Annotated in this window: 20 protein-coding genes; 18 read left to right on the top strand and 2 right to left on the bottom strand. The window is 28.8% G+C overall.

What is annotated here, in order from left to right; all coding sequences use genetic code 11:
* Positions 1-2 precede the first annotated feature (2 nt).
* The 3 genes from F3K33_RS04990 (at position 3) to F3K33_RS05000 (ending at position 5,789) form a co-directional block, all read left to right on the top strand.
* Entirely contained in the window at positions 3-2,363 is a 2,361-nt protein-coding gene (locus F3K33_RS04990) for a U32 family peptidase (RefSeq protein WP_039773904.1), read from the top strand.
* A gap of 162 nt (positions 2,364-2,525) precedes the next feature.
* Entirely contained in the window at positions 2,526-4,886 is a 2,361-nt protein-coding gene (locus tag F3K33_RS04995) for an endonuclease MutS2 (RefSeq protein ID WP_023975277.1), read from the top strand.
* Positions 4,887-5,060: 174 nt separating this feature from the next.
* A complete protein-coding gene (locus F3K33_RS05000; RefSeq protein ID WP_023975276.1) occupies positions 5,061-5,789 on the top strand; it encodes a 2-thiouracil desulfurase family protein in 729 nt (242 codons plus the stop codon).
* Positions 5,790-6,075: 286 nt separating this feature from the next.
* Here F3K33_RS05000 and F3K33_RS05005 read toward each other — a convergent pair whose 3' ends face one another.
* Entirely contained in the window at positions 6,076-6,711 is a 636-nt protein-coding gene (locus tag F3K33_RS05005; protein ID WP_011968291.1) for a hypothetical protein, read from the bottom strand.
* Between the two features lie 460 nt (positions 6,712-7,171).
* Between F3K33_RS05005 and F3K33_RS05010 the strand changes: the two genes are divergently transcribed.
* The 12 genes from F3K33_RS05010 (at position 7,172) to F3K33_RS05065 (ending at position 21,482) form a co-directional block, all read left to right on the top strand.
* Positions 7,172-7,972 (top strand): chitosanase, encoded by an 801-nt coding sequence (locus tag F3K33_RS05010; RefSeq protein ID WP_011968292.1) that lies wholly within the window; start codon positions 7,172-7,174, stop codon positions 7,970-7,972.
* Between the two features lie 1,079 nt (positions 7,973-9,051).
* Positions 9,052-10,308 (top strand): PTS sugar transporter subunit IIC, encoded by a 1,257-nt coding sequence (locus F3K33_RS05015; RefSeq protein ID WP_011968293.1) that lies wholly within the window; start codon positions 9,052-9,054, stop codon positions 10,306-10,308.
* 50 nt (positions 10,309-10,358) lie between these two features.
* Entirely contained in the window at positions 10,359-10,667 is a 309-nt protein-coding gene (locus F3K33_RS05020) for a PTS sugar transporter subunit IIB (protein WP_011968294.1), read from the top strand.
* Positions 10,668-10,680: 13 nt separating this feature from the next.
* Positions 10,681-11,019, top strand: a complete 339-nt coding sequence (locus F3K33_RS05025) for a PTS lactose/cellobiose transporter subunit IIA (protein WP_011968295.1) — start codon at positions 10,681-10,683, stop codon at positions 11,017-11,019.
* Between the two features lie 199 nt (positions 11,020-11,218).
* Entirely contained in the window at positions 11,219-13,918 is a 2,700-nt protein-coding gene (locus F3K33_RS05030; protein ID WP_039773903.1) for a sigma-54-dependent transcriptional regulator, read from the top strand.
* Positions 13,919-14,072: 154 nt separating this feature from the next.
* Positions 14,073-16,847 carry a sigma-54-dependent transcriptional regulator gene (locus F3K33_RS05035; protein ID WP_039773902.1) on the top strand — a complete coding sequence of 925 codons (2,775 nt, stop codon included), beginning with the start codon at positions 14,073-14,075 and terminating at the stop codon, positions 16,845-16,847.
* A 122-nt stretch (positions 16,848-16,969) separates the two neighbouring features.
* Positions 16,970-17,392 carry a PTS sugar transporter subunit IIA gene (locus F3K33_RS05040; RefSeq protein WP_039773901.1) on the top strand — a complete coding sequence of 141 codons (423 nt, stop codon included), beginning with the start codon at positions 16,970-16,972 and terminating at the stop codon, positions 17,390-17,392.
* A gap of 14 nt (positions 17,393-17,406) precedes the next feature.
* Positions 17,407-17,877 (top strand): PTS sugar transporter subunit IIB, encoded by a 471-nt coding sequence (locus F3K33_RS05045; RefSeq protein WP_011968299.1) that lies wholly within the window; start codon positions 17,407-17,409, stop codon positions 17,875-17,877.
* A gap of 14 nt (positions 17,878-17,891) precedes the next feature.
* Positions 17,892-18,656 carry a PTS mannose/fructose/sorbose/N-acetylgalactosamine transporter subunit IIC gene (locus F3K33_RS05050; RefSeq protein ID WP_039773900.1) on the top strand — a complete coding sequence of 255 codons (765 nt, stop codon included), beginning with the start codon at positions 17,892-17,894 and terminating at the stop codon, positions 18,654-18,656.
* Positions 18,643-19,482 (top strand): PTS system mannose/fructose/sorbose family transporter subunit IID, encoded by an 840-nt coding sequence (locus tag F3K33_RS05055; RefSeq protein ID WP_011968301.1) that lies wholly within the window; start codon positions 18,643-18,645, stop codon positions 19,480-19,482. The genes F3K33_RS05050 and F3K33_RS05055 overlap by 14 nt, the downstream gene beginning before the upstream one ends.
* A 67-nt stretch (positions 19,483-19,549) precedes the next feature.
* Entirely contained in the window at positions 19,550-20,548 is a 999-nt protein-coding gene (locus F3K33_RS05060) for an SIS domain-containing protein (protein WP_011968302.1), read from the top strand.
* Positions 20,549-20,618: 70 nt separating this feature from the next.
* Complete coding sequence (locus tag F3K33_RS05065) at positions 20,619-21,482, top strand: PfkB family carbohydrate kinase (protein WP_023975270.1); 864 nt, start codon at positions 20,619-20,621, stop codon at positions 21,480-21,482.
* A 206-nt stretch (positions 21,483-21,688) separates the two neighbouring features.
* Here F3K33_RS05065 and F3K33_RS05070 read toward each other — a convergent pair whose 3' ends face one another.
* Complete coding sequence (locus tag F3K33_RS05070) at positions 21,689-22,558, bottom strand: PHP domain-containing protein (RefSeq protein WP_023975269.1); 870 nt, start codon at positions 22,556-22,558, stop codon at positions 21,689-21,691.
* Between the two features lie 561 nt (positions 22,559-23,119).
* Between F3K33_RS05070 and F3K33_RS05075 the strand changes: the two genes are divergently transcribed.
* The 3 genes from F3K33_RS05075 (at position 23,120) to F3K33_RS05085 (ending at position 26,889) form a co-directional block, all read left to right on the top strand.
* The gene (locus F3K33_RS05075) at positions 23,120-25,879 is read left to right on the top strand and encodes a sigma 54-interacting transcriptional regulator (RefSeq protein WP_023975268.1); all 2,760 of its coding nucleotides are present in this window, start codon (positions 23,120-23,122) and stop codon (positions 25,877-25,879) included.
* Between the two features lie 112 nt (positions 25,880-25,991).
* Positions 25,992-26,432 carry a PTS sugar transporter subunit IIA gene (locus tag F3K33_RS05080; protein ID WP_039769792.1) on the top strand — a complete coding sequence of 147 codons (441 nt, stop codon included), beginning with the start codon at positions 25,992-25,994 and terminating at the stop codon, positions 26,430-26,432.
* Positions 26,401-26,889, top strand: coding sequence for a PTS sugar transporter subunit IIB (locus F3K33_RS05085; protein WP_241394411.1), 489 nt, complete (start codon positions 26,401-26,403; stop codon positions 26,887-26,889). The genes F3K33_RS05080 and F3K33_RS05085 overlap by 32 nt, the downstream gene beginning before the upstream one ends.
* Positions 26,890-26,893 lie beyond the last annotated feature (4 nt).

Consider the following 26,893-nt stretch of genomic DNA (forward strand, 5'->3'; position numbering starts at 1 on the left):
ATATGAATAAGATAGAATTACTGGCTCCAGCAGGAAGCATGGAGAGTTTAATTGCTGCTATAAATAATGGAGCAGATGCAATATATCTTGGTGGAAATAAATTTTCAGCTAGAGCTTATGCATCAAATTTTGATAATGAAACAATGATGAAGGCTGTTGATTATGCTCATAGCTATAATGTAAAAGTATATGTAACTATAAATACAATTTTAAAACAAAGTGAATTAAAGGAAGCTTTAAAATATGCAGGATACCTTTATGAAATTGGAGTAGATGCAATAATAATACAAGATTTAGGGCTAGTAAAATTAATAAGAGATGTGTATCTTGATTTTGAACTTCATGCATCTACACAAATGACAATTCATAATGCAGAGGGAGCCTTATATTTTAGAGAAAAAGGAATGCAGAGAATAGTTTTATCTAGAGAGCTTACAGTAGATGAAATTAAGTATATTTCAAAAGACTTAGGAATTGAGACAGAAATATTTGTGCATGGTGCTTTGTGTGTATGTTATTCAGGACAGTGCTTAATGAGTTCTATGATTGGCGGAAGAAGCGGAAATAGAGGAAGGTGTGCACAACCTTGTAGAATGCAGTATACCTTAAAGGGTGAAAATTTTGGAGAAAGAAAGGCTTATCTTTTAAGTCCTAAGGATACATGTTTTATTGATGATATGGACGCCATTATAAAGAGTGGAACTTCGTCATTAAAAGTTGAAGGAAGAATGAAAAAGCCAGAATATGTTGCTGGAGTTACAAGGAATTATAGAAAAGCTATTGATAAGGTATTAGTAAATACAAAGTTTGATTTACAAAGGGGAAGACAAGAATTAGCACAGCTATTTAATAGAGAAGGTTTTGCTAAAGCATATCTATATAAAAATGTAGGAAAAGATATGATGAGTTATAATTACCCTAAAAATACTGGTGTATATATAGGTCAGGTGTCTAACAGTGGAGAAGTTAAACTAGAATCAAGTGTATCTTTGGGTGATGGTATAAGGTTTAATGACGATGGATTTACTTTAAGTAAAATTTTAAATAATAATAATGAAGTTAAGGAAGCTTTTAAGGGTGAAACAGTAAAATTATTTCCAACTGGGGGATACAAAAAAGGTTATAAGCTATATAAGATGTCTGATAAAAAACTTTATGATGAGTTAAATGATGATTTAAAACCTTATAAAAGGAAGATAAATTTAACTGGAGAGATTGAATTTAAAGTTAATGCACCTCTTTGTATTAAAGCAAAATACAATAAAAAAGAATATAGAGTTTATGGAGAAATGGTTGAAGAAGCAACGAATAAACCATTAACAAGAGAAAGAGTAGAGGAAGCCTTAAGAAAATCAGGAGAAATTCCATATAAATTTGATAAGATAATTTTTGATGTTTTTGACGATGGATTTATAAGAATTTCATCTATAAATAATCTAAGAAGAGAATTATTTGAAAAGATTTTAAAAGAAGAAATAAGTTCATATAGAAGGAAAAGAACAGAAGGAACTATTAAAGAATATAATGCAAGATGTCAGGAAAACTTAGGCTATATTTATAGTTGTATTACAAAAGATCAACTAAAGGCACTACTTGAGGATGATAAGGCTCAAAATATAGCGTTAGATATATTTTTCAGCAGGCAAAAACATGCGTTGAATAAAAATGATTTAAAGAATTTATATGAAACTTCAAAAGATAAAAATATATATTTAAAAGTTCCAAGTATTATTAAGCAGGAATTTAATAGCATAGTAAAGATAATAGATGAACTAAAACCTTATATAAAGGGAATAATTACATCTAATGCTGGAATAATAAAAATCTATAAAGATAAACTATTTATAATAGGAGATTATAAGTTAAATATATTTAATAAAGAAGCGGCTGAATTTTATGCGCAAGACGTTGACATTCCATTCTTAAGTCTTGAACTAAATCGAAAAGAAATAAAAGAATTAATGAAGCACACTAACTGCAACATGGGAATAAATATTTATGGAAAAACTGAGCTTATGATTAGTGAATATTGTCCTATGGGAAGTACTTTTGGTAATAAGTCATCTAAAAAAGAATGTAGTGGTGTGTGTATGAAGGACAACTTTAAGTTAATAGATAGAATGAACGAAAGTTTTACTGTTTTGGGTGATAATAGCTGTAGAAGTTATATTTTAAATTCAATATCTACAAATTTAATTGATGAAATGGAAGAACTTAAGTCTTTTAATATTTCAAATTTTAGAGTAGACTTTAAAGATGAAAGTTATGATGAAGTAAAAGATGTTTTAAATCAAATTACTCGTAAAGCAAAAAATGAAAATAATAAATATACTAAGGGCCACTATAAACGTGGAGTAGAATAATACCAAGGAATAGTTGACGGTTTGTAATTGATAATTAAGGTGAAAATTACTTTGAAACTTATTAGAAAGAGAGTATTTTAAGTTTTATAAGTATAAAGTTTTAGTTATCTCTTATATGCTGTCAATTATTGATTGATCGATTGATTGTTAGGATGTGGGATAATGAATGAAAGATCTCTAAGAATTTTAGAGTTTAATAAGATAAAAGAAAAAATTAAAAAATATGCAAGAACAAATGCTGCTAAAGTAAAAGTTGAGGCTCTTGAGCCTTATGATAATTTATATGAAATAAATAATAAGTTAGAAGAGACAAACGAGGCTCTTGAAATCTTAATATCAAAGGGGAATCCACCACTTGAAGGATTAGCTGATATACATGAAGGTATAGAAAGAGCTAAAAAGGGAGGAACCTTATCACCAGGACAATTATTAAAAGTTGGTGGAATGCTTAAAGCTACGAGAAATATGAAGGAATTCTTTAAAAGAGAAGAAGTTGAAAAGTCATATCCAAAACTTGAAGACTTAGCTTACATATTAGCTCCAGTAAAAGCATTAGAAGACGAAATAGAAAGAGCTATAGTATCAGAGGATGAAATTAGTGATAAAGCTAGCCAAACTCTTTATAATATCAGACGAAGCTTAAAAGAAAAGAATTCTTCAGTTAGGGAAAAAATAAGTTCTATTGTTAGAAGTAATTCAAAATACTTACAGGATGATTTATATACTATGAGAGGCGATAGATATGTGCTTCCTGTAAAATCAGAATATAAAAGTCAAGTTCCAGGACTTGTACACGATCAAAGTTCAACTGGAGCAACTTTTTTTATAGAGCCTATGAGTCTAGTAAATTTAAACAATGAAATAAGAGAGTTGTTTTTAAAAGAAAAAGCTGAAATAGAGAGGATACTTTCTGATCTTTCATTGAAAGTTAAAATTAATGGAGATTCATGTTTAAGTAACCTAAAGGTACTTGTTGAGTTTGACTTTATATTTGCAAAAGGAAGATATGCATCTGCATTAAATGCTGTAAAGCCTATAGTTAGAGAAGATGGAGCATTTAGCATATTCTCTGGAAGGCATCCATTAATAGAAAGCGATAAAGTTGTGCCATCAGATATATATCTAGGGGAAGAATTTCAAACCTTGATGATAACAGGACCAAATACCGGCGGTAAGACAGTTACAATAAAAACTGTTGGTTTGCTTCATATTATGGGATTAAGCGGATTATTAATTCCTGCTAGAGATAACTCATCTATAGCCTTCTTTAAAGAAATATTTGCAGATATAGGTGATGAACAAAGTATTGAACAAAGCTTGTCTACTTTCTCATCTCATATGACTAATATAGTTAATATCATGAAGCATGTAGATGACAAGTCTTTAGCTTTATTTGATGAGCTTGGTGCAGGTACAGATCCAGCAGAAGGAGCAGCTCTTGCAGTATCAATATTAGAAACTTTAAGAAATAGAGGCGCAAAGCTAATCGCAACAACTCACTATAGTGAACTTAAAGCTTATGCATTAAAAACAGATGGTGTAGAAAATGCTTCTGTTGAATTTGATATAGAAACCTTGAGGCCAACTTATAGATTATTAATTGGTGTTCCAGGTAAATCAAATGCCTTTGAGATTTCTAAGAGATTAGGACTTGTAGAAGGTGTCATTAAACGCGCAAAAGAATATATGTCCGAGGAAAATCTTCAATTTGAAAATCTAATCAGGGAACTTCAAGAAAAAAGTATAATAGCTAAAAAAGAAGCAAGGGAAGCTAAGATACTTAGAGATCAAGCAGAAGATCTTAAAAAGAAGTATGAAGAAAAGCTTGAAAAATTAGAAAATACTAGAGAAAAAGCTTATATGGATGCTAGGCGTGAGGCAAAAGAGATAATTGCAAATGCTAAAGATGAAGCAGATGAGATTTTAAAAGCTATGAGGGAACTTGAAAAAATTGGAATATCAAGTGGCGGAAGACAAAGGCTTGAAGAAGAAAGAAAGAAACTTAAAGATAGCTTAGAAGAAAGAGAAAAAGGAATTCACAAAATGAAGGAAAATGAAGGGGAATCTATAACTAATGTGACTCTTGGTATGGAAGCCTACCTGCCTTCATTAAACCAAAAAGTAATTATTGTTTCTATGCCAGATAATAGGGGCGAAGTTCAAGTTGAAGCTGGAATAATGAAAATAAATGTTAAGCTTAAAGATTTAAGAAAAACTCAAGTTACTAAAGAAGAAAAAGTAAGAAGAAAAAGAGAAGTAAAGCTTAATCTAAGTAATGTAGAATCTAGAGTAGACTTAAGGGGATTAGATGCAGAAGAAGCGTGCTACAAAGCAGATAAATATTTAGATGATGCATATATGGCTAACTTAGGGGAAGTAACAATAGTTCATGGTAAAGGAACTGGAGTACTTCGTAAAGCAATAAATGATATGCTTAAGAGACATCCACATGTAAAATCATATAGACTAGGTGCATATGGTGAAGGTGGAGACGGAGTTACTATGGTAGAACTTAAGGGGTAGTTATTTTTTCATATACCTAATATTTTTACTTATTTAAGTTAAAAATATCATTAAAATTATTGTTAGTAAGAATATTATACAAATATTAATGTATAATTAAGTAAAGCTATAATTAAATTTCTCTTAAGTTTTTGGTTTATAGTGTTAAGTGTACGTTAGATAAGAGGTGATAATATGTACATAATAAGTGCATGCTTGTGTGGAGTTAATTGTAAATATAGTGGTAAAAATAATCTAAATGATAGATGTTTAAAATTATTTAGAGAAGGAAGAGCGGTTCTAGTTTGTCCAGAACAATTAGGCGGATTACCAACTCCAAGAAATCCTGTTGAGCTAAATAGTGCAGCAAGTGAAGTGTTAGATGGGAATGGAAAAGCATTAAGTAATAAAGGTGAGGATTTTACTAAGCAATTTATAGATGGTGCATATGAAACATTAAAAATTGCGAAAGAACTTGGAGCCACAAAAGCTATATTAAAAGAAGGAAGTCCTTCATGTGGATCTAACTTTGTCTATGATGGTACTTTTACAGGTAATAAGATAGAAGGCAAAGGAATTACAGCTCTTTTATTGGAGAATGAAGGTATAACAGTATTTTCAGATGAAGACTTAGAAGTAAACAATAGTAAGTTAGTATACCTTAATGAGTTTGATAGAGAAAAGGCTAAGAAAAGAAGACTTTTTGAACAAGGAGAAGAAGACGAGTCTTATGGAGAAGAATATTTTGATTTAACAGAAAATTTAACTGATATGTCTGAGCTTCCACCAAGTGTTGAAGAAAATGTGAAAAAGCTTATGATTTCATTAGCTCGTGATTTAATGGGCTTTGAAGAAATTGATGAAATTGCAGAAGCCACAGGGCTTAGTGTAGAGGAAGTAGAAGAAATTTTAGAGGAAGAATAATAAGAAGCAAATAGATATTAATTAATATATGTTGATTTTGTTAATTCAGATATTACTAGTATTTGTTTAATCCCCATGATAGATTAAATTATCATGGGGATTTTTAGCGTGTGGAAGTTTTGGAGGCTTAATAAGGATTATAATGAACAATTAAGAATCGTGTTTAAAAAGTACTTTAATGTCAGTTAAAAGAAAAGTTAAGCTGTTACATAAAGAATTTCTTTGTGATGTAACAGCTTTTTTATATCTTTTAGATGGAGTATAAAAACTAAGAAATATTTTTAATTTACCTTACATCAGTGTTATTACAAGAATATTTAAATTCAGGTTGAGTTTGAAGATAAAATCCGTTTCTTACCTGTGATATCCAATTTTGAAATATTTCTAGCCACGCATTGCTTGTAAAGAAATCTTCAAGTGGCCTTGTAGGATCCCACTCCAAAATTAGAAATGGACCTATACCAAATGACCAAATCCCACTTTGTTCTACTCCAGCTTCTCTTATAAGAAGAATAGGAAGACCGTATTGATAAGCCATAGCTGGTTCAATTTGAGCAAAAGGACTACCCTCAAGAGCAAACTGATTTTGAGGTTGACCAAGATTATTTTGAATTATATATACCTGTCGTTGATTAAGATTAAGTGAAATAAATCCATAACTAGATAGCATCATTCTTCTGATATTTGTTAATGGAGTTTCGGGATATTGTTCGGTTACTGGTAGGGTACGTGGAAATAATAAAGCCTCTCTTATTTTAGATATTATAGCATCAACAAATTCTTGTTGAATAGAATTCAATCTACTTGGATGGCTTAGGAATACAGGAACTCTAAATAAAAGATTTGATGATTCCTGCATTAATTCAGTTGGTTTTACGCCAGTATATTGATTTATAGCGTCTCCTTCATATATTTTAGTCATTTGTTTTCCTCCATAATATTATTTTATCTTAAGATATATATTCTTGAACTATTACCATGAATTATTATATGTAAACAAAAGTGTTAACGTTACGATAATGTTTTAATTTTAGATAAAAAAACTTTATGTTGAAAAATTCAAGTATTGTAGCTGCTATTCTTGAAGATTAGAAAATTATATTCTCATAATAATTAAGCTTTGTATTGAATTATTAATATTTCAAAGGATTAAGTAATTCAATACAAAGCTTTTACTTTTTAAGATTATATTCGATTTACATATTATGTAATTAATACATTTATGTGTATTGTACATGTATTTTTAGAATACACATTAAATAATATGTATTATTTATCTATAAAGCATCTGTTTTCAATATACATTATTTGTATTTTATAATTGGCATAATATTTGCTTTATATATAATTGAGATAAAATAATTATTAGGGGGAATTTTTATATGAAAAATTTACGAAAATTAGTTACTTTAGCAGTATCTTTGACTATGTGTCTCTCATTCTCTTCAGCAGCATTAGCCATTACTGCAAATTCTGAACAAAAAGCAGTGGACCTTCAGTTAACGACTGTATGTGAAAACAGTAAAACAAAGTTTGTTTATAATTATGCAGAGAAGCTTGGCTCATTTGATGGACGAGGAATTACATTTGGATGTATAGGATTTACTACAGGAACTTACGATGGAAATATATTAATACATTATTATACTAAGCTAAATCCCAATAATAATTTGGCAAAGTATATTCCAGCATTAGATAGAATAGACAAGGAAGAACATGATGAGGATGGAAAAAATGATGATATTAAAGGCCTAGATAATTTTATAAAAGATGTAAAGGCATGTAATGATTCATTATTTAAGAAAGCTCAATTATATGAACTTGATGAAATGTATTGGAAACCAGCAGTATCTCTAGCAACTTCCATTGGCGCTAAACATCAACTAACTTTAGCATTTATATATGATATGTGTGTAAATCATGGAGAAGATGGAGCAAAAGAATATATTAATTCGGCTAAGAAAAAGTTAGGTGGATTACCTAAGGATGGTATAGATGAAAATAAATTTCTTTCTAGTGTAATGGATTATAGATATGCATTTCTTAAAGATGATGATCCAGAAGGTTCGGATAGAGTTAATGCATATAGAAAATTATTAAAAGCAGGTAATGTAGATTTGAAACCAGACTTTAATTTTACAGTTTATGGAGATACTTTCAATATAGATGGTGATGTTTATTAGTATTAATTAATGGTTTAAGAACAGGTTTTTCTTATACTAATTTGTGATAGCTACTAAAATTAATGTAAACAGGATAGTAATTAGATTTTTAGCTATGCAATAAAATTATATAAATAAAGATAAAAAACAGTATTAATATGGACAAGTATTAATACTGTTTTTTAGTTTATACAGATTTTTGCACTTTTAAATATTAATTTTGTATGCATATATGTTGTGATAACAAATTTATATTCAAAGCGTTAGTAGGCTACGTAATCAATTAATGGCATAATACTGGCGTTTAATTATATATGGCAGTATTTTAAGCCTTTTAGTTATGAAAAACGAAATGTAGAAAAGATATAATACACATATGTGTATTATATCTTTAGAAAACTGTAAAATGTGTATTGATTTTATACTGAATCAATTAAGTCTGAGTTTTATCAGTATTTTAGAGTATTGGCATGGTAATTGCTTATATAATTCTATGTAAAAATAAATTCATTCTGTGAGTTGCTAGAAGAAATAATTTAATACTTCATAGAAATTTTACTATTTAGCGATTATATAATTTTAGTTTAATCCTACTTAAGCATAAATTTAATAAACAAAATTAGTTATTTACCATAAACCTCAAATCTCTTGTATTTTATAAAAAATAAACGTAATCTTTTGCCTATATATTGAGTGAAAATTTATATTGTGATAGTAATAATAAACAATAATTCAATTATATTTGTCTTATACATTTATAAATATTAAAATTATACTGTAACATATAAAAACGATTACTTTAGTATGCTGAAATAATTATGGGATTTAATTATTTTCATTTTTGAGTATTAATAATATTATGCAAAAGTTATGGATTTCATTTTTCATAATACATTGTTTGAATATAATGTTTATTAAAATTAGTTTTATATAACTTATCGTAAGATAGAAAATTTTTATGTTTGTTTTCTTCAGTTCTATTATTTAATACTTTAGCAGAGATGTTAAATACTTAGCAAGCTTGCGATTACTACTTAAATAGAATTGAAAGATGTTTATGCAGCTTAACAGAACGAAAAAATTATGGAGGAGAAGAAATTATGGAAAGATTTATGGATTTTTTTCAAGAAAAGATGATACCACCATTAGTTAAAGTCGGTAATCAAAGGCATCTAATGGCAATTCGTAATGGATTAGCTATTACAATTCCATTCATTATTGTAGGAAGTATATTTCTTATTTTAGGTAACCTTCCATTTGATTGGTGGGCAGATTATATTGGAGAGCTTGGCCCAAAGATGAATGTAGTTGTAAATTCATCATTTGGAGTTCTAGGCGTTTTAGCAGCCCTTGGAATAGGATATCACTTAGCTAAAAGCTATAAATTAGATCCAATTACAGGATCAGTAATATCTTTTGTAGCATTTTTACTTACACAAGTGACAGAGGATTTTCAATTAGATACTAGTAAATTTGGAGCAGAAGGACTTTTCACTGCTATAATAGTTTGTATGTTTGCAGTAGAAGTATTAAGATTTTTCGTAAAGAGAAATATTGTTATTAAATTACCAGAGGGAGTTCCGCCAGCAGTTGGAAACTCATTTATTGCGTTAATACCAGCTCTTGTAGTTATGATTACAGTTTGGCTAATAAGAGTAGTTATAGGATTTAATATAACTGATTTTATTACTATGATATTTAGTCCAGTTGTTTTTGCCCTTAATACTCTTCCGGGAATATTAATATATAGCGCATTAGTTACATTACTTTGGTCAGCAGGTATTCATGGAGACATGACGCTTGAAGGTATAGCAGATCCAATATATATTCAATTTTTAACTGTTAATACAGCAGCTTTTATAGCACATGAAAAGATTCCATACATTACAGCATCAGGATTTTACTCATTGTTTGTTAATGTAGGAGGAACAGGTGCAACTCTTTGTTTAGTTTTATTAATGATCCGTTCAAAGAGCAAACTTTATAAATCACTTGGAAAGGTTTCATTTCCATCTGCATGTTTTGAAATAAACGAGCCAGTCATATTTGGTTTTCCAGTAGTTTTAAATCCAGTTATTCTAGTTCCATTTACAGTGGTACCTTTAGTACTTACTACTTTGTCTTATTTTATGATGTATTTTGACATAATTGGTAGACCAGTAGCTATGGTTCCGTGGACAATGCCCCCTATTATAGGACCATTTATTGCAACTGGTGGAGATTGGAGAGCAGCAGTTTGGTCTGCTGTAGAAATGGTTATAGCAGCAATAATTTACTACCCATTCTTTAAATTTGCTGAAAAACAACAATTAGAAATTGAAGGGAAAGAAGAAAATTTAAATACAGTACAAGCTTAGTGTATTAATTAGAAAAATATTTATAGAATGAAATTTAGGAGGAATTTAGCATGAAGATATTATTAATGTGTGCAGCAGGTATGTCAACAAGTTTGCTAGTAACAAAAATGCAAAAATATGCAGAGGAAATAGGTCACAAGGACTTAGTTATTAATGCTGAACCAGTAGAAGATTTGGATGAAAATGTTGATGATTATGATGTATTTTTACTTGGGCCTCAAGTTAAATATAAAGAAAAATGGGTTAAAGAAATAGTTGATGAAAAAGGTAAGCCTTATGCCTGCATACCAGTACAACTTTATGGAAGAATAGATGGAAAAAGTGTTCTAGAACTTGCACTAAACTTAATGGATAAATAATGGAGGATTTAAAATGAATATGGAATTAGAAGAAATAGTTTTCACTATAATTAGTCACGCAGGTAATTCACGATCAGCTTGTTTTGAGGCTTTAAATTTAGCTAGAAATGGTGAGTTTGATAAAGCCAATCTATGTATGAAACAAGCTAAAGAAGAACTTTCATTAGTTCACAATATACAGACTGGCTTAATTCAAGAAGAGGCCGCAGGTAATAAACAAGAATTATCTTTATTGCTGATGCATGCAGAAGATCATTTAATGACTGCATCTTTAGCTAAAGATCTTATCTGTGAACTTATTAAAATGTATGAAGAAAAGTTTAAAGAAAAAGAAATAGCATGCAATGTATAATAAGTAAAAACAGCAAATAGTAAAAATGGAGTGGGTTATTTAATAAAACTTGAATAATCCACTCTTTGATATGTTTATTCAAATTCTATGGTAAATCATGTATAATAAGCTTATTAGTTAAAGATATTTAAATTTAATTTACGTACCTAGAGTGTTAACGTTAAGAGAGTTATACGAATAGGATATGAGGGGAAAAGCAATGAGAAGGATTGATAATATTTATAAAGTTCTAAGGGATCTGTGTAGTAAGGAATATAATGAACGTAGATGCATCAACGGTTTTTCAGCTACAGAAATTTCATTAATAATGAATATTCAAAGGACAAACGTATCTAGTGATTTAAATAAACTTTATAGAGATGGAAAAATAGAAAAGATATTGAAGAAACCGGTACTATATAAAATAAAGGCGGAGGATATTCAGATAGAGCAATGCATAGAAAAAGTTTTAAAAGATGCTTTTGATAACATCATTGGAACTAGCTTCAGTCTGAAAAACTCATCACAACAGGCCAGAGCTGCTATAATATATCCTCCCAATGGACTTCATACTCTTCTTTTAGGGGAAACTGGTACAGGGAAATCAATGTTTGCAGAAGTTATGTATAAGTACGCTAAAGAAATTGGCAAAATAAAAGCCAATGCACAATTTATTTCATTTAACTGTGCAGATTATGCGAATAATCCACAGCTACTAGTAAGTCACATTTTTGGTGTTAAGAAAGGGGCATATACTGGTGCTAGCAGAGACACCATAGGATTAGTTGAAAAAGCTAATGAAGGAATATTATTTTTGGATGAGGTTCATAGATTACCATCGGAAGGTCAAGAAATGCTATTTTCAATAATTGATAAGGGCATATATAGAAGGCTTGGAGATTCTGAGGAAGAATATAAAGTTAAACTACTTATAATATGTGCTACTACTGAAAATGTTGAATCGGCATTATTGAAAACATTTACTAGAAGGATTCCTATGATTATAAGGTTACCAGCATTAAAAGATAGGACTATAGAAGAAAGATATGAACTTATTAAAAACTTTTTAAAGATAGAAGTGAGTTGTATTAAGCAGAGCATAGGTATTACAGCAAATGCGCTAAAAGCATTCTTACTATACAACTGTTCTAACAATATTGGACAACTCAAAAGCGATATAAAACTAAGCTGCTCAAAAGCTTTTCTTGAGAATATGATGAAAAGAGATAAGAACATATGCATTCATAGCCAATATTTGCCTCAGTATGTACTTAGCGGATTATTTAAGTATAAAGAGAAAAGAAATGAAATTGATAGGTTTGTGAATCAAGATGTTATAAAGTTTTGTTTGGATGAAAATAATGTAAGAGAAGAAGAAGATATAAAAATAGTTGATTTTTATGGAGCATTAGAAGAAAAAAGAAAACTTTTGGAGTCTAATGGAATAAGTGAAAAGGACATAAAACTTATAATGAGTCTTGATATAGATACGTATTTTAAAAAATATATACTGAATATAGATAAGGATAATTTAGAAGAATTATATAAAGTTGTTGATAGAAAAATTGTAGATCTAGTTAGTGAATTTTTAAACAAGGCTAGTGAAAAATTGTTAATGCAGTTTGATAGTAAAATTTTATATGGATTATCAATGCATGTAGCAAGTACAGTTGAAAGAATTTTAAAGGGAAAAGAAATTAAAAATCATCAACTTGAAGATATTAAAAAGATGCATCCTAGGGAATATGAAATTTCGTATGATTTGAAAGAAAAAGTTGAAAGCACATTTCATATTAGAATTCCAGAAGATGAAGTTGGATTTATAACTATGTTTTTATGTATAGATAAAGAGGATTATGAAAATGAGAGTAGTGTTGGAATTATTGTTGCTATGCACGGAGAGTATACAGCAAGTTCAATGGCCGATGTAGCTAATAGACTTTTGGGTGAGAAATATGCTATAGGATATGATATGCCATTGGATCAGAAACCAGAGACCGCACTAGAGAATTTAACAGAAATAGTAAAAGAAATAGATAAAGGTAGAGGAGTATTGCTGTTAGTAGATATGGGATCTCTTGTTTTATTTGGGGATATGATTTACGAAAAGACAAAGGTACCGGTAAAAACAATAGAAATGGTGTCTACACCTATTGTTCTTGAAGCTACAAGAAAAGCAACATTAAAAGCATCATTGGAGGAAATTTATGATTGCTGCATAAATTTAAATCCACATATAGTGCGAAGTTATGCAGATAATTTTAGTATAAATTCAACACTTAAAAAGAAGGTGATTATAACAGCTTGCATTACAGGACAAGGAACTGCTATAAAACTCAAGCCAATTGTGGAAGAGAAACTAGAAATCACTAGTAATGACATCGACATACTTAATATAGACATAGTAAACAAGAAAAAATTCAATCATAATATACAAAAAATAAAGGCAGAAAAGGATATATTGGCAGTGGTAAGTGCGGTAAAACCAGATGATGAGTCTTTGTTGTATATATCAACATCAGATATTTTTGATAAGAAAAAAGTAGAACTATTAAAATCACGATTAAATCTAATAGAAGAGATATATGATATGAGAGAAGTAATTGGAGAAAATGTAAATATAGATTCATATAAGTATATCGAGTGTTTTAGAAGCTTTTACATACGTCTTGTAAATAATAAAGTTGAACTTAATAGTTCTGCACTAATAGGGTTAATATTACACATTGCGTGTGTAATAGAGCGTATGTTAAGTGGCGAAAAGATTATATATCGCAAGTATAGTGAGAAAATGTTAGATGAGAATAAAGATAAATATAATTTTGTTAGAGAAATATTAAAACCAATGGAAGAAGCATTTAATATAGAAATATCTGTAAAAGAGTACTTGATTATTCTTGAGACTATATATTTCTTGTAAGTTATAAAAAAGGAAAGTACAGGTCATGTGAAAATATTTAAATATAAAGTTAAGATATAGTTCTAATGTAGAAAAATATAGTATAATATAAAAAAGTTTTTTATTTATATACTCTTGTTTCATTTCTCAAAAATAATATATAAGGGTGATAAATATGTTGTTAGACTATATAATGGGATATTTGGAAGAGCAAACATGCTACTTTGGAAGAGCTGGTGATAATTCTAGGTTTACAGCTAGCGAAATTGCAAAGAAGTTTGATGTTAAGAGAAATACTGTAAGCCATTATTTAAATCAAATGGTTGACGAAGGTAAGATAATAAAAATTAATACAAGACCTGTTTATTTTTTGCATTATAGTCAATTTGAAAAGTGTTTTTTTGGAATAAAAGGCAACAAATATAATAGCATTGAAGAATTATTTTTTCAAAAACCATTAGATGAAGAAAAGGACAAGTTTTCAGAGCTAATTGGATTTAAAGGAAGTCTAGAAAAAGCGTTAGAACAAATAAAAACATCTATATTTTATCCTAATAACGGATTACCGATTATACTTAGTGGGCCAACTGGAGTTGGTAAAAGTCTTTTAGCAAAGTATATATATAATTATTCGGTAGAAAAACAAGTAATATCAAAAGATTCCCCATTTATTGTATTTAATTGTGCTCAATATTATAATAACCCTGAATTATTATCGGCAAATCTTTTTGGATATATAAAAGGTGCCTTCACTGGGGCAGAAAGCGTAAAAGAAGGGATGCTTAAGGAAGCTGATGGAGGAATACTCTTTTTAGATGAAGTGCATAGACTAAACGAGGAAGGACAAGAGAAGTTATTCACATTTATGGATCAAGGGGTTTTTAGAAGAATGGGTGAAAGCTCAGGATGGCATAAAGCAAACGTTAGACTAGTTTTTGCTACAACAGAATCACTATCAGAAAATTTTTTGAGAACTTTTTTAAGAAGAATTCCTATATCAGTCTCAATACCAGATCTAGATAAGCGTGGCACCGATGAAAAACTTCAATTTATATATCAATTTTTAATAAAAGAAGCGAAAATATTAAATAAAAAGATTTCAATTTCAAATAGGGCTATAGATCTAATGTTGAATTATAACTTTAAAGGGAATATAGGTGAACTGCAAAACACAGTTAAATATGTATGTGCTAAATCTTATACTAAAAAAATAAATTCAGAAATGATACAGTTAGGGGTATTGGATTTTCCAGAAGAGTTGTTGGAAGACTCAATTAAGAAATCTGATATAAAGATAAAACAAAGTGAATATATATTAATTTTACCAGATACTACTATACCAATGATATTAAAAAAAGATGGGAATTGGCAGCAACTAATAAAGAATACTTATATTCAAATAATGAGTTTTTTTAATGATATTCAAAAGAAAAATGTAAGCATTGAGTATTTTGAGACTAATGTTTTTCAAGAAGTATATGCTTTGTTTGATAAATTAATATTTGAAAGAAAAGAAGAAAATAAAAATGTTATGATTCAATACATAACAGCGAGTATTCAAGAGATATTTAGATACATGGAGATAAATTATAATATAAAATTTAATGGTAACAGCGTTTATGCAATATCATATTTTTTATATATAAAGAGTGAAGATTCATTAGAATGGAATGAGGAACAAAGAAAATTAAGAGATAGTTTGTATAACTATATTTTAAAAAACAATAAGCTAGAACATGAGATTGCAATTAAATTAATTAAGCTTATTGAGAGCAAGATGGATATTAAGTTTACGATAGATGATAAGATTTTTTTATCTTTTTATTTGAAAAGCTTAAATATTCAGCAATCTAATAACGGAACTAAAACTGTAATTTTGGCTCATGGTTATGCAACAGCTAGTAGTATTGCAAATGTAGCAAATAGAATGTTAGAAATGAATATGTTTGAAGCTTTTGATATGCCTATTGATATAAAAATGGATGAAATAGCAAAAAAGTTAATAAATTTTATTGAAGAAAATGATGTATCTAAAGGATTGGTAATACTTGTTGATATGGGTTCGCTAAATGATATATATGAAAGCATAAATAGTTATATAAATGGTCCAGTAGTAATTATTAATAATGTGTCTACTCAAATGGCGCTATTTGTTGGTGAAATGTTAAAAAATAAAATCTATCTTGAAGAACTTGTGGAAAATCTAAAAGAGCATAATGAAACAAGTTATAAAATTCTATATCCTGAAGAAAATAAGAAAAAGGTAATCGTAACTTCTTGTTTTACTGGTATGGGAACTGCGTTACAACTTCAGAAGTTATTGCAGGACAGTATCCCAGAAAAACTTAAGATTAAGGTCATAGCACATGACTATGAGAGGCTAAAAACTTTTGGAATGAATGAAGCATTATTCCAATTGTATGATGTTTTAACTATAGTAGGTACTGCAGATCCGGAAATTAAACATATTAATTATATTTCCTTAGAAGATTTAATGTCTGGAAGAGGCGAAAATCAATTAAGACGTATACTCCAAAAAATAGCTGATGAAAATGACTTGAAAACTATTAATGATAATATAGTTCACAATTTTACATTAAGAAGGGTAATAGATACATTAACTATATTAGACACAGATAAATTGCTAAGAAATATAGAGGAATGCTTGGATAACTTAGAAATAGCTATGAAAAAGAAATTAAATAATGAGAAAAAAATTGCTTTATTAGTTCACATAAGTTGTTTAGTAGAAAGACTGATAAGGCACGAAGAAATAGATGTGTATCCAAACTTAGAAAACTTTATAGAGTGTCAAAAAGATATGATAAAAACTATAGAAAATTCATTTAGTGTCATTGAAAAAATATATAATGTCAAAATTAATCTACCAGAGATAGGATTTATTTATGATATTTTGATGTATCAAAGTACTGAAAATACTGAGTTTTAAGTGATAGAGATAGTGAAGAATAAAGAAGCGTGCCAGACATTGGCACGCTTCTTGCTTTTATAATGCTATGAGAAGTGAAATAAGATTTATAATATCATGAGTTTGGATGGAGATGATAAATTTTGAAGAGAAGATTTTTATTAGCAAGTCACGGAAGACTTGCAGATGGAATGCATGAATCTGTAAAGATAATAATAGGAAAACAAGATAATATATCAACACTTTGTGCATACATAAGTAGCGAAAAAAATTTAAGCCAACAAGTAAAGGAGGTCATAAATAATTTAGAATATGGGGAAGAGTTAATAGTAATAACGGATATCTTCGGAGGAAGTGTAAATAATGAGTTTATGAAATACATTAATTATGAAAACTTACACATTATATCGAGTATGTGTTTACCACTTGTAATTGAATTAATAACAAGCCAAGAAGAAAGTACAGAAAAATTAATTGGAGAAACAATTAAAAATACGCAAGAGAATATAAAATATTGTAATAAAACATTTCATACGGCTAAATCAATTAGAGACGAAGAATTTTAAAGGAGTGATTTTATATGATTAAACTATTAAGAGTGGACTATCGTTTGCTACATGGACAAGTGGCATTAGCATGGACTCAACAAATTAACACAGATTGTATATTAATTGCAAATGATAAACTTATGCAAGATGAGATAAAGAAGACAACAATAAAGTTGGCTAAACCTAATGGGGTTAAATTAGTAATTAAGAATATAGAGGATTCCATTGCGGCTATAAAAAGTGGAGTTACAGATAAATATAAGTTATTCATTATAGTAGAAACAATAGAAGATGCAGCAAAATTAAGCAATGAATTACCTGATATAAAATCAATTAATATAGGAGGTGTTATGCCTAGAGAAGGGACAAGAACAATCACTAAATCAGTTCCAATATCAAAGGAGGAGGAAAGAATATTACAAGAACTAATAAATAGAGATATTGAATTAGAGATAAGACAGGTTCCAGGTGATAAGAAAATTTTAGTTAAAAACGTATTATAAGGAGGTAAAATTGTATGACTCAAGCTATTTTAGTAGGATTGATTGCAATGTTTGTTACGTTTGAATGGTGTTTAGGATCATGCTTAATAACAAGGCCAATAGTAACAGGAGTACTTGTAGGATTAGTTATGGGTGATTTACAAACAGGTATTATAATGGGAGCAACTCTGGAAATGGCATTTATTGGAGCAGTTACATTAGGTGCTGCAGTTCCTCCAGATGTTATAACAGGAGGGATCTTAGGTACAGCTTTTGCGATAGCAACAGGGCAAGGAGCAGAAGTTGCATTGACATTGGCATTTCCAATAGCAACGCTATTTCTATTAGTTGATAATGTTATGACACTTTTTGTAATGCCATTTTTTCTTCATAAAGCAGATAAATATGTAGAAGAGGGAAATTTCAACGGCGTAAGTAGGATGCACTTTTTAGGGGGATTTGTAGTAAAGAGCTTACCAAGAGGAATTTTTGTTGCACTAGCATTATATTTAGGAAGCCCATTTATGAGCGCCGTTCTAGATAGCATTCCACAATTTGTACAAAATGGGTTAGTAGTTGCAGCAGGATTTATTCCAGCCTTAGGAATATCGCTTTTAGCACAAATGATTTTAACAAAAAAATTAGTGATATTCTTTGTATTAGGATTTGCAATTAGTGCATACTTGAAAATACCTATGTTAGGTATTGCAATTTTTGCAACTATCATTGCGATAGTTCTTGTGGGATTACAAAACAATAATGTAAAAAAACAGGAGGTAGTGCCAGATGAAGATTTCTAATAATTTAGAACAATCAAATGATGTTAAAGTTACTAAAAATGATCTTAAGAAGATGTTTTTGAGAGGCCTTGCTTTAGAATATTCATGGAATTATGAACGCCAACAAAATATGGGGTATTGCTATGCTATGCTGCCGATTATTAAGAAACTTTATAAGAAAAAAGAAGAGCAAATAGAGGCCGTAAAAAGGCATATGGAATTCTTCAATACAACACCATATGTATCAACTTTAGTATTAGGGATATCTACAGCAATGGAGGAGAGTAACGCAAATAATGAAGATTTTGATACATCTTCAATAAGCAGCGTAAAGGCATCTCTAATGAGTCCCTTAGCAGGAATAGGAGATTCGCTTTTTTGGGGAACGTTGAGAGTAATAGCTACAGGAGTTGGAACATCATTATCATTACAAGGAAATATTTTAGGACCAATATTATTTTTACTATTATTTAATATACCACAATTTATTGTTAGATATGTCTGTATGATAAGTGGATATAAATTTGGAACGAAGTTTCTTGAAAAAATAGAAGACTCTGGATTAATGCCTAAGTTAACATATGGGGCTTCAATAATTGGATTAATTATAATAGGAGCAATGATACCTGGAATGGTGAACATTAAAATTGCTGGAATGATGGGAACTGGAGATAGTGCTGTTGAAATACAGAAGATAATAGATGGAATAATGCCATATATTCTTCCTCTTGGGCTTACTACTATAATTTACTCATTATTGCAGAGGAAATTAAAAGTTATATATATACTAATAGGATTAATGGCATTAGGCATATTAGGCACATTTTTAGGAATATTTGCAGCTTAATATTAGAGATGCAATTATATAAATATTTATTACGTAGATATCAATATATAAAAATTAGGAGGATATTATGATTAAATTTGATGAAAAAAAGATGCTAGAAAATGGAGAATATATCTATAGTAAAAGGGAGGCTATTGAAGAAATAGCAGACAAGCTAACAGAAAAAGGATTTGAAAATATATTATTTACATCATCTGGTGGATCTATAGCAATGATGCAACCATTTGAATATATGATTAAAACAAAATCTAAGATTCCTGTATACTCAGAAATATCAGCAGAATTATTATTAACAGGAAATTCTCAAATAACTGATAAATCAATAGCTTTTTTAGCATCCAAGTCAGGGGATACAAAAGAGACTGTTGAAGCAGCAAAGTATTTAAAGGAAAAGGGAGTTACTACTATTTCTATAATTGGGAAAGAGAATTCTATCCTAGAAGAACTATCAACATATTCAGTAGTATACAAGGATGGTAGACCACAAGAATTAATTCTATATATATTAATTGGTAAGTTATTAAATAACAATCACGAATTTACGGATTATAATAAGTTTGCAGAAGAGCTACAAAGCTTACCAGCTGCATTGAACCATGTTAGAAAAGCAAGCGATGAAAAAGCAAGAGAATATGCAGAAAAATATAAAAATGATCCATATCAAATTTGGATTGGGTCTGGAAACCTTTGGGGAACTACTTATTCATACTCAATGTGTGTATTAGAAGAATCCCAATGGTTGAGAACTAAATCTGTAAGTTCACCAGAGTTTTTTCATGGAACTATAGAACTAATTGAAAAAGATGTGTGTGCAACTTTATTAAAAACAGAGGCAGAAACTAGACCATTAGATGACAGAGTAGAAAAGTTCTTAGTTGATTATACTGATAAATTTACAGTATTTGATACAAAGGATTATGAACTACCAGGAATAAGTGAAGAATATAGGAAATTATTATCTCCAGTAGTAATGTGGGCAATACTAGGAAGGATAAGTGCGCACCTAGAAGTAATACGTAATCACTCATTAGAAATAAGACGTTACTACAGAAAGGTTGAATATTAAAAATAATAATAATGGTTATCCTAAAATTAACTTTTAGGATAACCTCTTTTTGAAAGTGAGGAATAATATTATGAAAGTTATTGGACTGGGAGACAACGTAATAGATAGATATATGAATAAGAACATGATGTATCCAGGAGGAAATGCAATAAATTTTGCAGTAAATGCGAAAAAATGTGAAGTTGATTCTGCGTATCTAGGAGTATTTGGGGATGATGAGGAAGCAGAGTTAATAAAATATTCCTTAGAAGATTTAGGGGTTGATATATCAAAATGTAGAAAGTTGGAAAATGGAACCACAAAAAGGTGTGATATAAATATAATTGATGGGGAGAGAGATCTATTAAATGTTGATATAGGAGCAAATTGGCCTAAGCCTATAAGAATTGAAAAGGATGAGTTAGAGTATTTAGCTGAATTTGATCTCATACATAGTAGTTGTAATGCAAAGTTAGAAGATCAGATATATAAGTTAAAAGCGATAGATTCAATAATAACTTTTGATTTTTCTACCAAAGATAAGTATAGAACAGATGACTATTTGCAGAAGACATGTCCATATATAGATTTAGCTTTATTTTCATGTGAGAATATGAATATAAATGAGATAAAAATATTTCAAAAGAAGATTCATGATTTTGGATGTAAGTATGTCTTAGTAACTATGGGAAAAAATGGACAAGTATTTTTTGATGGCGATAAATACTATAATGGAAAGGTAAAATTAGTTAATCCAGTGGATACAATGGGAGCAGGAGATTCGTTCATCGCGGCATTTATTGTCACTTTGTTAAGATTCGGGTGGAAAGATAATAATAAATTAACTGAAAATGAAATACTTAGTGCATTTGAAAAGGCAAGTAATTATTCGGCAGATATTTGCATGATTGAAGGTGCATATGGATATGGAAAGCCTATAAAGGAAAAGAGATAATTATAAAATAAAAAAATATATTTATATGAAAATTATAAGAACTATTATTATGAAGTGAACCCAATTAAGTAGAGAAAGCTGAAAATGCTAGAAGAGGATTTACTTAAAAGGGTTCACTTTATCTGTATTCTTATTAAGCGAAACTCAAGGTATATAATAAAAGGGTGTTCACAATATATTATTAAAGCTAAATAAATATGAATGAATTATTGTAGCCAGTTTTTAGCTATGGGATAATTAATTGGTATTTTACCTTCATTTCCAAATCCTAATGTATGAGCTGAAGTATGAAAATCACTGCCTCCGCTTTTTAACAGGTCATGGCTGTCACAATAATTAATTATTTCATTTATTTGTGAGTGAGAATGCTTACGATGTATGCATTCAATACCATCTATTAAGTTTAATTTGACAATACTGTCGATATAATTATATATGTTATCTACGTCATATACATAAGGATGAGCTAAAAAACATTTACCGCCTGAACTATGAATGGTTTCTGCAGCTTCATAGATATTTGGAAGATCTTCTGTTGGCTTTATATAAAATTGACTATTAGGGTTTAAATAGTGTTTTCTATAAAAAGTAGTTCTATCAGTAATTTCTAATTTTTTTAGAATATGCAAATTTTCATCATAGCTTAAAATATCATCGCAAATAACATCGTTAGCAGGAGTATTTCTGCCATTTATATTTAAATTAGAGGAATGTAGAATTTTTAGTTCATTACAAACATTTATTAAATAATTTAATTTAGAAATTTCTTTTTCAATAACATTAATATTTTTATTAACTTGTAATATTCTTGATTTTTCTATAGAATCAATATCAATATTATATCCTAGCATATCCATGCTGATTCCGCCAAATGAAAAAGCGATTTCAATTCCCTTAATTATGTTACCACTGTATAAATTAGTTATATTTAAGTTGCTAATTTTTTTATATGCATCAACAGATTGATGATCTGTAAATGAAATAAATTCTAAATTCTTTTCTTCAGACATTTTTAATATGTCTATTACATCAAAATCTCCATCAGAATTATTTGTATGAATGTGTAAGTCTATCATTAGGCATTTCTCCTTCATTTTAAATCATAAGGAATTATAAATAATTTTAGATTTATTTATTTTAAGGGAACTAGGCAAGTAATTTTAAAGTTATCATATCATTAAATATTTTTTTAGACAAATGGTTAATGTGCACTGTTATTTTTTGAATTAGTTATAGTACAGATAGTTGTTTTATTTATAAAACTTAATATGATAGATATATTGCAAAAATAATTCTTCATGATAATTCTAAAAATATTGCAAGAATTTTAGCCGTAATTGTGAAATGTGAAATGTGTATTGTGAATTACAACAAATATATTAAATATATAAAAATAAAGGGATTATTTTAATAAAAAAATAATAAGTGTATATAAAAAGTAAAATATATTGAATAATAATTGAGTTTTATTGATATTATGATAAAATTATATAAATAATTTATTAAAATAAGATAAAAATTTTAGAGGGATATGTTTTTTATTATTTAAGCAAATGATAAATTAATGATAAGTACAATGCTTAAGGAAAAATGTAGATTTATTTAAAATAAATTTTTATATGTATTGGAGGGAATTTATGATTACTAAAGTTTTGGAATTTATTAATTCAGAAGCTGTATTTGAGAGTCTTAAAGACTTGGAAAAGTATGGAGGAATTGAGACGGAATATATATCTAGCAATTTTAAGATGAGCAGGACTCAAGCAAGCAGATTATTAAATGAATTGGTGAAATCTAAAGATTTACTTAAGATAAATAGTCGCCCAGTTAAATTTCTTCCTAGAAAAAAAATTAATGATATTATTGGGCCAACAAAGAAAAGTATATATAAAGATATATACGAACTAGAACAGGAATGTGAGTCATTAAAACAGGAGATTGTTTTTGAAAGTATAATTGGTTATGATAACAGTCTGAAGGAAGTTATTGAGCAAATCAAAACGGCAGTTTTATATCCCAAAGGGGGATTAACTGTTATGCTTACAGGTGAAAGTGGAGTTGGTAAAAGCTTTTTAGCAGAGATAATCTACAAGTACAGTGTAAGCTGTAATGTTTTAGAAAAAGATGGACCATATAATGTTTTGAATTGTGCTCAGTATTATAATAATCCTGAATTATTATCTGGTATATTATTTGGGCATGCTAAAGGGGCATATACGGGGGCTACAGAATCAAAAGCAGGGTTAATTGAACAATCAGATGGCGGAATCTTATTTTTAGATGAAGTACATAGACTTAATAGCGAAGGACAAGAAAAATTGTTCACATTTATGGATACGGGAGTATTTTCAAGAATTGGTGAAAATGGAGTAAAGAGAAAAGCAGATGTAAGATTAGTTTTTGCAACAACAGAAAATCTATCTGAATTTTTACCAACTTTTTTAAGAAGAATACCTATTAATATATATATTCCTAATGTAGAGGAAAGAGGACCTATCGAGAAAAGGAGAATAATAGAACATTTTATATATGAAGAAAGTAAGATTTTTGGAATACCAATTGAAATTACACAGCTTACATTAAATACAATTCTAAAAATAAAATTTAAAGGAAATATTGGAGAATGTAAAAATGTAATAAAATATGCGTGTGGAAGATCATATTCAAAGGGCCAAAGAAGAAATGGAAATATATTTGTAACATTGCAGGATATACCAAGAAACATATACATTGAGAATGCAGAGATTTTTAAGTTTCAAAATAATAATAAAAGCAAAAGTATTGTATTTTCAGACAATAACAATAGACATGTCCAAACATATGAAGAAAGTAAGCAAAGCATAATTAAGCAAAGTATATTAGAGTGTTTTAAGTTGTATAAATTAGTTGAAAGTGGAGAAGTCAGCAAAGAAGGATTTTATGAGAAGAGTTCCAATATAATGGTTAATTTGATGGATAGGCTAGTATTTGCTAATAATGATGAAACTAAAAACGTAATTATAGAATTTATAATATCAACAATGCAGGATATATTTAGAAATCTAGAAATAAATTATAATATTAAATATGATGGGAATAATGTGCTGGCTTTTTCATCATACTTATACTCAAAAAATGATTTTTATAGCTTAGATGAAGAGGAATTAAAAATAGAGAATAAGTTATTGAGCTATTTAAAGAGAGAAAATTATAAAGAATATTCTGTAGTATATAAAATAGCAAGTTTTATAGCGAACAGGTTAGATATTTATTTAACTGATAGTGATTTAATTATTATGATTATATTTATTAAAACTACTGCAATACGTATAAATTTTAATAAGATGAATGCAATAATTATTGCTCATGGATATGCAACAGCAAGTAGTATGGCTAATGTCTGCAATCGTATTATAGGTGTAAATGTATTTGCATCTATTGACATGCCAATAGATGCAACAGCAATAGATGTGCTTAAGCAATTGAACAGGTATATTGAAGATGATAAATTAAAAAATGGCTTAATTGTTTTATTTGATATGGGATCTCTTAGCTTAATTTATGAAAATCTAAAAGATAAGATTAATATTCCCATGCTTTGTATAGATCAAGTTACAACTATGTTAGCTTTGGAAGTGGGAAATTTATTAATACAAGGAAAAACTATTGAAGAAATCTCTGAAGTAATGAATGAAGAAATTAAACCTAACATACAGTTATTTTATCCTCAGAAGAATAAAGAATATGCAATAATAGCATCTTGTTTTACAGGAATAAGTACTGCAATTAAGATACAGAATTTACTTTCAGAAAGTTTAGCAGGAATAGTTGATGTAAAGGTGGTTCCGTATAGTTATAATAATCTAGTATCTAAAGGAAAAGATGACTCTATATTCAAGATGTATGACGTATTAGCTATTGTCGGTACGTATAATCCTGAAATTGAGACAATTAAGTTTATATCTTTAGAAGATATTATATCAGGAAAAAGAGAAGATGAGGTGTATAGAATTTTCAGTAAGGTAGCAGGACATGACCAAATTAAATTAATAAATGATTCTATTGTGAAAAACTTCTCTTTGACAAGAGTTATAGATAGCCTAACTATTTTAGATTCTAATAAGATTATAGAGAGAATAGAGGACGGTATCAATGAGTTTGAAAATAATCAGAAAAGAAAAATACCAAATGACAAAAAAATTGCTTTATATGTTCATTTAAGCTGTATGGTAGAGAGATTAGTAAGACAGGCTGAGATAGAAGAATATACAGATTTAAATTTGCTAATTGAAGAGCATCAGAGTGAGATTAAGCTAATTAAAAATTCATTTAGTGTGATAGAAAAAAGTTATAGTGTGCAAATACCAATTGCAGAGATTGGATATATCTATAATATAATATATGGACCAATTCAATAATTTCAAGCAATTAAGAGAATAAAATAAAATTTTATAAAAAGCATGTCACTAGTTGGCATGCTTTTTGCTTATTAATAAAGTATAAATAAAAAAATTAAAGGAGGTGATAGTAATGAAGAAATTTCTAATTGCAACTCATGGAGAATTATCAAAAGAATTTATAGAAACCAGTAAATTAATAGTAGGATCATTAAGCAATGTTGAATATTTCTGCATGACTAAAGATAAATCGGGAGATGATGCAGAAAAGGAAATGAAAAGAATTTTATCTAATAAAAGCGAAGAAGAAAAGTATATTGTTTTAACAGACATTTTTGGTGGAAGTGTAGCTAATTTATGTACCAATTTATTGTTGAATGGATATGAATTTGAATTAATAACAGGTATAAATTTGCCAATGATTTTAACAATACTTTTATCAGGCGAAGATGATATAGAAATGTTGATAAAAAATGGAATAGAAGAAGCAAGAAAAGGAATTATTCATATAAACGAATTACTAAAAAACAATAAGGAAAGGAATGAAGAAGATGATATCATTGATGAGAATTGACGACAGATTAATACATGGGCAGGTTGCATTTGGATGGTCAACATCGCTAGGGATAAATGTAATATTAGTGGTTAATGATGAAGCAAAAAATGATCAAATGAAAGCTATGGCATTAAACTTAGCTAAACCCAATAATGTAACTTTATATATTAGAGGAGTACAGGAATCGGGTGAGATAGTAGAGAAATTTGCTCAATCTAAGAAGAATAATGTACTTGTTTTAGTAAAAAATACAAAAGATGCATTGGAACTAGTAAAAAATTCAGGCGGAGTTATAAAGGAATTAAATGTAGGGGGCTTAAGATATGAAGCTGGGAAGCAGAAACTAACAGATTTAGTTGCTGTTGATGAAAATGATGTATCTAACCTAAAAGAAATAAATGATTTAGGCATAGAAATCGAATTTAGAATGCTGCCAAGGGATAAGAAAAAGACTTTATCAGATTTACTAAAATAAGTAA

The sequence above is a fragment of the Clostridium beijerinckii genome, from assembly GCF_008705175.1.
Lineage (GTDB): Bacteria > Bacillota > Clostridia > Clostridiales > Clostridiaceae > Clostridium > Clostridium beijerinckii.

Bases quoted from the DNA above. Each gene is read 5' to 3' on its own strand.
- F3K33_RS04990 (WP_039773904.1), top strand. From the start codon at position 3: ATGAATAAGATAGAATTACTGGCTCCAGCAGGAAGCATGGAGAGTTTA.
- F3K33_RS04995 (WP_023975277.1), top strand. From the start codon at position 2,526: ATGAATGAAAGATCTCTAAGAATTTTAGAGTTTAATAAGATAAAAGAA.
- F3K33_RS05000 (WP_023975276.1), top strand. From the start codon at position 5,061: ATGTACATAATAAGTGCATGCTTGTGTGGAGTTAATTGTAAATATAGT.
- F3K33_RS05005 (WP_011968291.1), bottom strand. From the start codon at position 6,711: ATGACTAAAATATATGAAGGAGACGCTATAAATCAATATACTGGCGTA.
- F3K33_RS05010 (WP_011968292.1), top strand. From the start codon at position 7,172: ATGAAAAATTTACGAAAATTAGTTACTTTAGCAGTATCTTTGACTATG.
- F3K33_RS05015 (WP_011968293.1), top strand. From the start codon at position 9,052: ATGGAAAGATTTATGGATTTTTTTCAAGAAAAGATGATACCACCATTA.
- F3K33_RS05020 (WP_011968294.1), top strand. From the start codon at position 10,359: ATGAAGATATTATTAATGTGTGCAGCAGGTATGTCAACAAGTTTGCTA.
- F3K33_RS05025 (WP_011968295.1), top strand. From the start codon at position 10,681: ATGAATATGGAATTAGAAGAAATAGTTTTCACTATAATTAGTCACGCA.
- F3K33_RS05030 (WP_039773903.1), top strand. From the start codon at position 11,219: ATGAGAAGGATTGATAATATTTATAAAGTTCTAAGGGATCTGTGTAGT.
- F3K33_RS05035 (WP_039773902.1), top strand. From the start codon at position 14,073: ATGTTGTTAGACTATATAATGGGATATTTGGAAGAGCAAACATGCTAC.
- F3K33_RS05045 (WP_011968299.1), top strand. From the start codon at position 17,407: ATGATTAAACTATTAAGAGTGGACTATCGTTTGCTACATGGACAAGTG.
- F3K33_RS05050 (WP_039773900.1), top strand. From the start codon at position 17,892: ATGACTCAAGCTATTTTAGTAGGATTGATTGCAATGTTTGTTACGTTT.
- F3K33_RS05055 (WP_011968301.1), top strand. From the start codon at position 18,643: ATGAAGATTTCTAATAATTTAGAACAATCAAATGATGTTAAAGTTACT.
- F3K33_RS05060 (WP_011968302.1), top strand. From the start codon at position 19,550: ATGATTAAATTTGATGAAAAAAAGATGCTAGAAAATGGAGAATATATC.
- F3K33_RS05065 (WP_023975270.1), top strand. From the start codon at position 20,619: ATGAAAGTTATTGGACTGGGAGACAACGTAATAGATAGATATATGAAT.
- F3K33_RS05070 (WP_023975269.1), bottom strand. From the start codon at position 22,558: ATGATAGACTTACACATTCATACAAATAATTCTGATGGAGATTTTGAT.
- F3K33_RS05075 (WP_023975268.1), top strand. From the start codon at position 23,120: ATGATTACTAAAGTTTTGGAATTTATTAATTCAGAAGCTGTATTTGAG.
- F3K33_RS05080 (WP_039769792.1), top strand. From the start codon at position 25,992: ATGAAGAAATTTCTAATTGCAACTCATGGAGAATTATCAAAAGAATTT.
- F3K33_RS05085 (WP_241394411.1), top strand. From the start codon at position 26,401: ATGAAGAAGATGATATCATTGATGAGAATTGACGACAGATTAATACAT.